Source organism: Vibrio sp. 10N.222.55.C6 (genome assembly GCF_041473395.1).
GTDB classification, from domain to species: Bacteria; Pseudomonadota; Gammaproteobacteria; order Enterobacterales; family Vibrionaceae; genus Vibrio; species Vibrio crassostreae_C.
This window is the reverse complement of sequence record NZ_JBFRSD010000075.1, coordinates 1-3,210: the sequence shown is the minus strand read 5'-3', so window position 1 is coordinate 3,210 and position 3,210 is coordinate 1. Positions and strand designations below refer to the sequence as shown.

Below are 3,210 nucleotides of genomic sequence, written 5' to 3'. Positions count from 1 at the left end.
CAATCGACCATCGCCATATGATTACTATCGAAATGCTAGACGGCTCAAAATCCCATTTATACCTACTACGCAGGAAAGATGGCAAGCGTCTTCATGACCGTTATTATGTCCCTATCAAGGTTCATGACGAAGAAACCATCAAACAGGTAAGAGACAGTACGCCAGAGCTTGTTAACTGGGTTACAGAGTCAGAGCTAGATTCTTTAGACCTCTATTTTGAAGACGTTGCAAACCCATTTTTAGCAATCGAACGTAAACGCCACCAACGAGATTTAGAACAAGAATTCTTTGATTTGTTACAGGGTAATGTTTATGAATGGAAACGCGCTGATATCATGAGGGCGGGAGCTACAACAACGCAATGGCAAGACTTTAAAGACGTTGATGTATCAAAGTACGGTTTTACGAAAGATGTTTGCACCATCACGACCAAGCACTATACAAAACAACATAAGACTGTAATCTATCGGGAGTTCAACGAATTGCGTATTTCGGTGATTGCGATCGCTCGTTTCGGTTTATTCCGATCACTTGATCCTGCCGTTTTTCTCTCTTCCTATTTTTACTCTAAGTGATCGGATTGCGCCAGTTTTCTCATCGACTCACCTCCTAGTTCTATTCGATGACTATTGTGTACCAGCCGATCCATTAGAGCGTCTGCGACAGTGGCGTTACCGATCATGTTGTACCACTCCTTTACAGGTAACTGACTGATGACGATCGTGCTGCTGTTTTGGTAACGATCTTCAAGCACTTCTAATAAGTGACCAGCATGCTCTTGGGTTAGCTTTTCCATCCCCCAGTCGTCGAGGATTAGTAGAGCTTTCTTAGCCAACGATTGAAGTTGCTTTTGATAGCTACCGTCCAGACGACCTGCGGTCAGGTCATCAAGCAGGCGAGTTAATCGGTAGTATCTGACCGTGTGTTGTTGGTCGCAGGCACTGGTTGCCAGTGCGCAGCCAAGATACGTTTTGCCAGCACCTGTTGGGCCTGTGATCAAGATATTCTGGTGCTTATGTAGATAACTGCCCGTTAGAAGTTCGCTCATCTGTTTACGATTGAGATTTCGTCCCTCCTTGTAGATGAGTTGGCTCGGCTGAGCATCCACTCTCAGTTTGGCTTGCCGTTTTAAGCGTTGGATTTTTGTCTGATTGCGATTCAAGATTTCACTTTCCAGAAGTAGGCTTAGCCTTTCCTCGAAGTCCAGCTCTGCGTAGGTGCTCAGTTGTTCTTGTTGCTGCTCTAACGCTTTCACTGCATGGCTCAAGCGGAGGGTTTTGAGTTGGTTGTTCAGTGCGTTCATTTGTATTTCTCCTAGTGATAACAGTTCGGGCCACGGACATTGCTATGAACAAGGTTCGGCGTGCTCGTGTTGTCTTTGCTCAGTTGTCCTTCACGATTGTTCTTCAGCAGATTGTTGATGAAGGTGTAGTTCGGTTTTGTCAGCATCAGCGCATCTTTACAGGCTTGCTCTAAGCGCGACTCGCCATGCGCTTTACTCAGATTGAGCAGCCCAAGGCAGGAGCGATACGACTGCTCTGGATGAGGCTTGGAGTAGAGCATCTTATTGATGACTTCTCGTGTGGCTGGGCCGATATTGGCTCCCCAGTTGAGCAGGCGTCCAGGCGACCACTTCTGATGTTGATGATTACTCGGCATGTGCTCTGGTTGGGTGCTGTTTCCGCGCTCTCTTTGGCTGCGTGGATGCTGGGCTACCAAGTTACCTTGATGGTAGATCTGCACCAGACGGTTGGAGGCTTCCAGTTCGACATGGTGACCAACAAGTTGATGTGGCACCGAGTAGTAGTGGCGGCGATATTCTATGTGATAATCAGGCCCAACCTTGGCTCGCTTGGTTTCGGTATAGAGGTATCGCTGCTTAGGTAGCGGCTTTAACGCTGGCTTATCGAGTTTGTCGAACAGCGCTTTGCGGCTCGCACCATACTGTTTCATCTCACGTTCGTTTAAGTCATTCATAAGCTCACGGATGGCAAGGTTCAGCTCTTTGAAGGTATGGAAGGTTTGATGTCGTAGTCGCATCATGATCCAGCGTTCCACTAGGAGCACGGCATTCTCTGCCTTGGCTTTGTCTTTCGGTTTGTAAGGGCGAGCTGGCATCACTGCGGTTTGATAGTGATTCGCCAGTTTTTGATAACTGTCGTTAAGTCTCGGCTCATAACGATTGGCTTTGGTGACCGCGCTACGTAGATTATCGGGAACCAAGAGCTGTGGTACACCACCGAAGTGCTCGAACGCATTGGCATGCGCCTCTAACCAGTAAGACTTACCTTGACTCGGGAAGGCTTCAACATAGGTGTAATTGGACGCACCTAAGGTCGCCACGAACACTTCTGCTTCGCGCACTTCACCTGTATCAGGGTTGACCACTTGAAGCCGAGGCCCACAGTAATCGATAAACAGCTTGTCACCTGCCACATGGAGCTGGCGCATGCTGCGCTTTTGAGTTTTGAACCAACGAGTGAAGTGCTCGCAGAACTGAGTGTAAGCGTAAGCTTGTTCTTGATATTGCTCATGGTATTCCTGCCACAACAACATCTTTGTCATGCCTTTACGTCTGAGTTCGACTGCGTATTGAGTGAAGTCTGGCATGACTTTATCGCGACTGGCTTTCTTGCCGTGATACAGCGCTTGCGTGAGATCAGCATCGCTGCAACTTTCGGGTAGAGGCCAGCCAAGTTGGCTTTGTTTAAAGCGAGTAAGGAGTTCCGATATGGTGGACGGGCCGAGTTTCAGGCAAGAAGCGATACCACGATTGGAGAGACCGCAGTCGTACTTAAGGCGTAATACCTCTTTGATTTTGTTCATTGGAGTTCTCTTTTTGGCCATTGTCGCTTCCTTACGTTCTTGTTTAAGAAGTAAAGAATAGCGAGCTATTGATTTAAAAGAGAAAAAGGAAGGATTTCGGGCATTCCGATCGCGGTTTTCGCTATTCCGATCACCGATTTCGGAGTTAGGCTAAAAGTGATCGGATAATCGCGGAATCAGTGATCGGTTTAAACCGAAATGGGTGATCGGATAATCCCGAAATGACTGATCGGAATGCTCCGAAATATGCAGCAGAAACGGTCGTTGCTTTAATTCCGTAGCGTTCCGTAAGCAACGTAGCTTGCTCTTCAAGCTCTTTTTCTCGACGAGCGACCAAAACAACGTTCAATCCTTTTGCTGCAATCTGGCTTGCCATTTCTGCGC

Annotated in this window: 3 protein-coding genes and 1 pseudogene; 1 reads left to right on the top strand and 3 read right to left on the bottom strand. The window is 47.6% G+C overall.

The genetic code is table 11. The annotated features are described in order from the left end of the window. Positions 1-575, top strand: a 575-nt coding sequence (locus AB4486_RS22605; RefSeq protein WP_372118706.1) for a hypothetical protein, incomplete at its 5' end; no start/stop codon positions are given. On the opposite strand, the gene istB is transcribed toward AB4486_RS22605, so the two are convergent. The 3 genes and pseudogenes from istB to AB4486_RS22590 form a co-directional block, all read right to left on the bottom strand. Next, positions 563-1,303: an IS21-like element ISVch3 family helper ATPase IstB gene (gene istB / locus AB4486_RS22600; protein ID WP_136975822.1), complete on the bottom strand. Its 741-nt coding sequence runs from the start codon at positions 1,301-1,303 to the stop codon at positions 563-565. The two genes, AB4486_RS22605 and istB, sit on opposite strands and share 13 nt — an antisense overlap. Before the next feature lie 11 nt (positions 1,304-1,314). Then, positions 1,315-2,847 (bottom strand): IS21 family transposase, encoded by a 1,533-nt coding sequence (istA, locus tag AB4486_RS22595; protein ID WP_017101221.1) that lies wholly within the window; start codon positions 2,845-2,847, stop codon positions 1,315-1,317. A gap of 124 nt (positions 2,848-2,971) precedes the next feature. Continuing rightward, positions 2,972-3,210, bottom strand: a pseudogene (locus tag AB4486_RS22590) (hypothetical protein); the annotation flags it as partial.